6 protein-coding genes are annotated in these 7,130 nt (G+C 79.2%); all 6 read left to right on the plus strand.

Annotation, left to right across the window (positions count from 1 at the left end; all coding sequences use genetic code 11):
* Positions 1-1,487: sugar transferase (locus C6N75_RS10435; protein WP_105868601.1), on the plus strand; the 1,487-nt coding region annotated here is incomplete at its 5' end.
* On the plus strand, positions 1,487-2,938 hold the full coding sequence (locus C6N75_RS10440; RefSeq protein WP_105868602.1) for an O-antigen ligase family protein: 1,452 nt from the start codon (positions 1,487-1,489) through the stop codon (positions 2,936-2,938). The genes C6N75_RS10435 and C6N75_RS10440, both read left to right, overlap by 1 nt.
* A complete protein-coding gene (locus C6N75_RS10445) occupies positions 2,931-4,571 on the plus strand; it encodes a lipid II flippase MurJ (RefSeq protein WP_105868603.1) in 1,641 nt (546 codons plus the stop codon). The genes C6N75_RS10440 and C6N75_RS10445 overlap by 8 nt, the downstream gene beginning before the upstream one ends.
* Before the next feature lie 28 nt (positions 4,572-4,599).
* The gene (locus tag C6N75_RS10450) at positions 4,600-5,385 is read left to right on the plus strand and encodes a polysaccharide deacetylase family protein (RefSeq protein ID WP_105868604.1); all 786 of its coding nucleotides are present in this window, start codon (positions 4,600-4,602) and stop codon (positions 5,383-5,385) included.
* Positions 5,382-6,593, plus strand: a complete 1,212-nt coding sequence (locus tag C6N75_RS10455) for a glycosyltransferase (RefSeq protein ID WP_258177325.1) — start codon at positions 5,382-5,384, stop codon at positions 6,591-6,593. The genes C6N75_RS10450 and C6N75_RS10455 overlap by 4 nt, the downstream gene beginning before the upstream one ends.
* Positions 6,590-7,130: YveK family protein (locus C6N75_RS10460; protein ID WP_146132533.1), on the plus strand; the 541-nt coding region annotated here is incomplete at its 3' end. The genes C6N75_RS10455 and C6N75_RS10460, both read left to right, overlap by 4 nt.

Consider the following 7,130-nt stretch of genomic DNA (forward strand, 5'->3'; position numbering starts at 1 on the left):
CCGAGGGCGGCGCGGCCCCCACCGCCTTCGTGCCCGCCCCACCCGGCGCGGACCGGGCGTCCGCGCCGCCGCGCCGGCCCGCGCCCGCGCCGCCGTTCACCGCCGCCCTGGTGGCCGCCGACTGCGCGGCGGTGCTGCTGGGCGGGCTCGCCCTCGCGGTGCTGCTGCCCGGCCGGGGCGTGCCGTCGGCCGGGCTGCTGCTCCAGCTCACCGCGGTGCTGGTGGCGCTGGACGCCTGCGCGGGGCTGTACCGCGGCGGCTCGCCGCTGCCCGCGCCCGCGCCGGAACTGCCCGCGCTGGCCGGGCGGGCGGCCGTGGTCTGGTGCCTGGCCGCGGCGCTGGTCGCCGTCCGGGACCCGGCCGCCGCCGGCTGGACCGCGCCGCTCACCGCGTACGCCGTCCATCTGGCGGCCGTCTGCGCGGCCCGCGCCGAGGTGCACCGCCGGCACCGGCGCGCGCTGCGGCTGCGGCCCCGCCCCGCGCTGGTGGTGGGGCCCGCGGCCGGGGCGCTGAAGCTGGCGCAGGCGCTGGCCGAGCACCCCGAGTACGGGCTGCGCCCGGTCGCCGTGGCGGACCCGGACGCCGGTGGGGACGAGGCCCGCACCCCGGCGGGCGCGGCGCTGCCGGTGCTGGCGACGCCCGGCGAGGTGGACCGGGCGGTGGTGCGCGGCGGAGTGGAGGTGGCGCTGTTCACCGGGGCGTACGCCGTGCCCGGACCGACGGCGTACGCCGAGCCGGGCCCCGGGACGGACGCCGAGCGCCGGCCGGGAGCGTACGAGGAGCTGGCGGCGCTGCTCGGGCAGCACGGCTGCGCGGAGGTGCGGGTCGGGCCGGCGGCCGGCGCGGCCCCGATGGACCGGCATCTGTGGGGGCACCCCTGGCGGCGGATCGACGCCCCGGCGGCGTACCCCGGCGGGCCCCTCAAGCGGCTGCTGGACGTGGCGGTGGCCGCGCCCGCGCTGCTGCTGCTCGCCCCGGTGCTGCTGGCCTGCGCCGGCGCGGTGCGCCTCGCCGACGGGCCCGGGGTGCTGTTCCGGCAGGAGCGGGTCGGCCAGGACGGGCGGCTGTTCACCCTGCTGAAGTTCCGTACGCTGCGGCCGGCCGACGAGACGGAAGCCGCCACCCGCTGGAGCGTGGCGCACGACTCCCGCCTCGGCCCGGTCGGCACCTTCCTGCGGCGCACCTCGCTGGACGAGCTGCCGCAACTGTGGAACGTGCTGCGCGGCGATATGAGCCTGGTCGGCCCACGACCCGAACGTCCCTACTTCGTCGCCGAGTTCAGCCGGCTGCATCCCGGGTACGCGGCCCGGCACCGGATGCCGGTCGGGCTGACCGGACTGGCCCAGGTGCACGGGCTGCGCGGGGACACCTCCATCGAGGACCGCTGCCGGTTCGACAACCACTACATCGACCACTGGTCGCTCTGGCAGGACGTGGTCATCCTGCTGCGCACCGCCCTCTCGCTGCTGCGCCCGGCGGGCAGTTGATGCGCGCCGGGCCGCAGCACGGGCCGGTGCGGCGGGCGGCGGCGGTGCTGCCGCTGCTCGCCGTCGTCGCGCTGCTCGCCGTGCCGCCGCCGGGCGGCGACGCCGGCGGCGGCACGGTGGCCGACGCCGCCTCCGGGGTGCTGGTGGTGTACGCGGCCGTCCGCCTCGTACGCCACCGGGCCCGGCCGCTGTCCCGGACCGCGGCGGTGGTGCTGGGGCTGCCCGTCCTCGGGGTGTGCGCGGCGGCCGTCGCCTCCTACGACCCGGCGGTCAGCCTGCCCGGCGTGGTCCGCTACCTCCAGGTGTTCGTGCTGGTGCCGGGGGCGGTGGTGCTGCTGCTGCGGGACCGCCGGGACTTCCGGCTGACCGCCTGGGCGCTGGTCGCCCTCGCCCTGGCGCAGGGCGCGATCGGCGCGGTGCAGAACCTCACCGCGACGGGCGCCTCCTACATGGGCGCGGACGTCCGGGCGGTCGGCACCTTCGGCGCCGGCGACGTGATGGGGATGGCGACGGCGGTGGCGTACGGGCTGGTGGCGGCCGTCGCGCTGGCGCTCGGCTCACCCGGCCGGCGCACCCGCACGGCCGCGCTGGTCTGCGCCGCGCTGCTGCTCTTCCCACTGGTGGTCTCCTTCAGCCGGGGCGCCTGGATCGCGACGGCCGCCGCCTGCGCGCTGCTGCTGGTGCTGTCCGGTCCGCGCCGGGCGGCCGGGGTCGCGCTGGCCGGCGCGGCACTGGGCACCGTGCTGGTCGCCGGACTGGGCGTCGGCTCGCAGATGGTGACCGAGCGGGTCGCCAGCATCTCGCAGGTCACCGCCGCGCCGGACCGCTCGGTCACCGACCGGTACACCATGTGGGCGGCGGCCGTCGGCATGTGGCGCACCGAGCCGCTGACCGGCGTCGGGCTCAAGGGCTTCCCGGCCCACCGGGACGGCAACGCCTCGCTGGCGCTCTCCTCCGGCAGCGACACCGCCGGCGCGGGCCAGGGCTTCGTGAAACAGCCGCTGCTGTCCCCGCACAACATGTACCTGCTGATCCTGGGCGAGCAGGGCCTGCTGGGGCTGCTGGCGCTCGCCGGAAGCTGGCTGGCGCTGCTGGGGTGCGGGCTGCGCAAGCTGCGCGCCCTGGGCCTGCGGGACGGGGCGCCGCGCGGGCGCTTCGGCGGGCCGGCGGACTGCGGGCTGGTCGCGGTCGGGCTGCTCGCCTGGCAGTTGGTGGACTTCGCCTACGCGGACATCGGCGGCCCGGCGACCGTGCTGACCTCCCTGGTGCTGGGGCTGGCCGGCTGGTGGGCGCTGGAGCCGGCCGAGCGGCGCGCGCCGTGGACGCCGGGGCCAGGTCCGGCGGTACGCGGCCTGGCCCGCCCCCGGTCGGGCGAGCGGGCCGCGGTCGCCGCCCGCACGGGCGAGCCGGACCCGGTCGCCGCCCCGGTGGGAGGCGGCGCCGATGGCTGACGCCCCGTCCCCCACCGCCGTACGGCCGCCGGAGGCGACCGACCCGCCCGCCGAGGCCGCCGGACACGGCTCCGGGCGGTGGCTCGCCAAGGCGGCCGGCGTCACCGCCGCGCTCACCGCGGCGGGCGCGCTGCTGGGCCTGCTCCGCGACCAGTTGCTGGCCTCCCACTTCGGCGCCGGCCCGGAGACCGACGCCTTCCTGGTGGCCTGGACCGTGCCGGAGTTCGCCGCCACCCTGCTCATCGAGGACGGCATGGCGCTGGTCCTCGTGCCCGCCTTCGCCGCCGCGCTGGCCCGCCGGCCGGCGTCCCCCGGCCCCGGCCCGGACCCGGTGCGCGCCCTGGTCCGGGCCACTCTGCCGGGCGCCGTCCTCGTCCTGGGCGCGGCCGCCGCGCTGCTGGCGCTCGCCGCGCCCTGGCTGGTCACCCTGCTCGCCCCCGGCCTGGCCCGCTCCGCCCTCGCCGTGGACTGCGTCCGGCTGACCGCCTCCTGCGTGCTGTCCTTCGCGCTCGCCGGCTACTTCAGCGCCGCCCTGCGGGCGCACGGCAGCTTCGCCGCGCCCGCCGCGATCTACGTCGCCCACAACGCCGGGATCATCGCCGCCATCGTCCTGCTCGGCCCGCTCTGGGGGGTGCGCGCGGCGGCGGCCGGCGTCGCCGCCGGCGGGGTGCTGATGGTGCTGCTCCAGGCGCCGGGACTGTGGCGGCGGCTGAAGAGGCCGGCGGATTCCCCGCGGGGGCCGGCCGCGGCGGACCGTGCGGGGCAGGCCGTCGCCTGGGCGGTGGTCGCGCCGGTGCTGGCCTTCGCGGTCAGCCGGCAGTCGCAGGTGCTGGTAGAGCGCTTCCTGGCCGCGCCGCTGCCGGCCGGGGCGATCTCGCACCTCAACTACGCCCAGAAGGTCGCCCAACTGCCGATGACGCTGTCGCTGATGGTGTGCACGGTCAGCTTCCCGGTGGTGGCCCGCGCGCTCGCCGCCGGCGACACCGCCGCCGCCCGCCGCCGGGCCGAACGCGACCTGCTGCTGGCCGGGCTGATCGTGCTCCTCGGCGCGGCGACCGTGCTGGCGGCCGCCCCGCAGATCGTGCGGCTGCTCTTCGAGCGCGGCGCGTTCGACCCGGCCGACACCGCCGCCACCGCCGCCGTGATGCGGGTGTACGCGCTCGGGCTGCTCGGCCACACCCTGGTCGGCGCCCTGGTGCGCTGCTCGTTCTCCGCCGCCCGGCCGCTGTGGCACCCGGCGGCCGCGATGCTCGCCGGGATCGCCGCCACCGCCGTCGCCGGGCAGGCCCTGGCCGGCGTGTGGGGGGCGCCCGGCATCGCCGCCGGCAACGCGCTCGGCATCACCCTGACCGCCGGGCTGCTGCTGGCCGGCGCCCGCCGGGGCGGCGTCCCGCTGGGCGCCCGCGCCCTGCTGTCCGGGCTGGCCAGAATGGCCGCCGCCGCGCTCGCCGCCGCCACCGCCGGGCGGCTGTGCGCGGTGGGCCCGCCGCTGCTCGCCGTCACCCTGGCGAGCGCCGCCGTCGCGGTGGTGCTGCCCGCCGCCGCCCTGGCCCTGCGCGCCCCCCTCGTCCCCGCCCTGGCCGCGGCGGCGGCCGCCCGGCTGCGCCGCCGCCCGGCGGCCCGCCGTCCCTGACCGAAGCCGACCGCACGAAAGCGTCCGCATGCCTCTGAGCCGACAGCCCTCCCCGACCCCCCTGTGGGTGGCGATGTACCACTCGGTCGCCGACACCACCGACGACGACCCGTACCAGGTCACCGTCTCCCCGGACCGGCTCGACCGGCAGTTGCGCAGACTGCGGGACAAGGGGCTGCGCGGCGTCTCGGTGCGCGAACTGCTCGGCGCCGCCCGGCGGGGCGCGGCCCGCGGCCTGGTCGGCCTCACCTTCGACGACGGGTACGCCGACTTCCTGGACGTGGCCGTGCCGGTGCTGCGCCGGCACGAGTGCACCGCCACCGTCTACGTCCTGGCCGGCCGGCTCGGCGGCGCCAACGACTGGGACGCGAAGGGCCCGCGCAAGCCGCTGCTCGGCGAGGACGGCGTACGCCGGTGCGCCGCCGCCGGGATGGAGATCGGCTCGCACGGACTGCTGCACATCGACCTCACCCGGGCCGGCGACCGCGAACTCGCCGAGGAGACCCGGCTCAGCCGCGAGCTGCTGCGCGCCGCCACCGGCCGCGCCCCGCAGGGCTTCTGCCACCCCTACGGCCGGCTCGACGCCCGGACGGTCGCCGCCGCGCGCGAGGCGGGCTACGCCTACGGGGTCGCCATCGACCCGCCGCCGGAGCTGGCCGGGACGCACGCGCTGCCGCGGGTCCACGTCGGGGAGCGGGACACCGCCGTACGGCTGGAGCTGAAGCTGCGGCTGCACCGCTGGCGGCGGCCCCCGGTCGACCTGGGCCCGGCCGCCCCGGCGGCCCCGGTGACCGGACGGAGGGCCTCCTCGTGAGCGGGCGCCGGGTGCTGCACATCGTCACCGGACTGGGCGCCGGCGGCGCGGAGCACCAACTGCGGCTGCTGATCGCCCATATGCCGCCCGAGGTGGTCAGCGAGGTCGTCACCCTCACCGACCCCGGCGTGGTCGCCGACGCCCTGCGCGCCGACGGCGTCCCCGTCACCTGCCTCGGCATGCGCGGCAACCGCGACCTCGCCGCGCTGCCCCGACTGGTCCGGCTGATCCGCCGCGGCCGGTACGACGTCGTCCACACCCATCTGTACCGGGCCTGCGTCTACGGGCGGCTCGCCGCCCGGCTCGCCGGGGTGCGGGCGGTGGTCGCCACCGAGCACTCGCTGGGCGAGGTGCAGATCGAGGGCCGGCCGCTGACCGCGGGCGCCCGCGCCCTGTACCTGGCCTCCGAGCGGCTGGGCGCGGCCACCGTCGCCGTCTCGCCGTCGGTCGCCCGCCGGCTGGCCGACTGGGGCGTGCGCCCGTCCCGGATCAGGGCGGTGCCCAACGGCATCGACGCCGGCCGCTTCGCCTTCGACCCGGCGGCCCGGGCGGCCGAGCGCGAACGACTGGGGCTGGCCCCCGACGCGTACGTGGTCGGCGGGGTGGGGCGGCTGGTGCCGGGCAAGCGGTTCGACGCGCTGGTCCGGGCGTTCGCCGAGGTGGCCGACCGCCTCCCGCGCGCCGGGCTGCTGCTGGTCGGCGACGGGCCCGAGCGGGACCGGCTGCGCGCACTGGCGGCGGCCTGCGGGGTCGCCGACCGGACGGTGTGGACGGGCGCGGCCGGCGCGGACCGGCTGCCCGGCCTGCTGGCGGCGATGGACCTGTTCGTCTCGCCCTCCGCGGACGAGGCGTTCGGTCTCGCGGTGGTGGAGGCGCTGGCCGCCGGGCTGCCGGTCCGCCATGTGACCTGCCCGGCCGTGGACGACCTGCCCCCGGCGGAGGCCCCCGACGCCCGGCGCGTCGGCGGCTCACCGGCCGAGATCGCCGCCGAGATCGCCGGGATCGCCGCCGGGACCCGGGCCCTCGGCGCCGCGGCGAGTCCCGCTCTGGTCACCGCCGGCGGGGCGGCCGCCGTCCCGACCGGCGCCCCGGTACGGCGGGTCGTGCCCGCGGCCGTCCGGCGCTACGACATCGCGCACACCGCCCGCCAGGTGACAGCCCTGTACGACACCCTCCTCGACGAAGCGAGTCACGGATGCCCCGGATGACCGCCCTGCGACCGGCCCTCTCCTCCCTCCGGTCGCTGCGCTCCCGCGCCGCCCGCGGCGCCATCGGCCGACTCACCCGGCTGCGCCGCACCCGCCGCCGCTGGCTGGTCCCGGTCGCGGCGGTGCTCGGCGCGCTCACCGGAGCCGGCTACGGGCTGGCCACGCCCGCCGAGTACGCGGCCACCAGCTATGTGATCGCGGTGCCCGCCGCCGGATCCGACCCGGCGGCCGCGATGGGCCTGGCCCAGGCGTACGGGCGGGTCGCCTCGGACGTCGCCGTCGTCGGCGGCGCCCAGACCGAGGCCGGCGTCACGGCCGCCGCGCTGCGGGCCGCCGTGCAGACCGCCACCTCGCCGGACACCCCGATGATCTCGGTCACCGCCCGGTCCGGGCGGCCCCGGCAGGCCGCCAGGATGGCCGACGCGGTCGCCCGGGCGCTGGTCCGCAAGGGCGCCGACACCCAGGCCGGCACCGGCGTGAAGGTGCTGGAGTTCACCCGGGCCGCCGTCCCGGCCGCCCCCGTCTCCCCCTCACCCG

Origin of the sequence: Streptomyces solincola (assembly GCF_002982015.1) — a bacterium.
GTDB classification, from domain to species: domain Bacteria; phylum Actinomycetota; class Actinomycetes; order Streptomycetales; family Streptomycetaceae; genus Streptomyces; species Streptomyces solincola.

What these genes read in the sequence shown, in the direction of transcription:
- C6N75_RS10440 (WP_105868602.1), top strand. Translation starts at nt 1,487, where the DNA reads ATGCGCGCCGGGCCGCAGCACGGGCCGGTGCGGCGGGCGGCGGCGGTG.
- C6N75_RS10445 (WP_105868603.1), top strand. Translation starts at nt 2,931, where the DNA reads ATGGCTGACGCCCCGTCCCCCACCGCCGTACGGCCGCCGGAGGCGACC.
- C6N75_RS10450 (WP_105868604.1), top strand. Translation starts at nt 4,600, where the DNA reads ATGCCTCTGAGCCGACAGCCCTCCCCGACCCCCCTGTGGGTGGCGATG.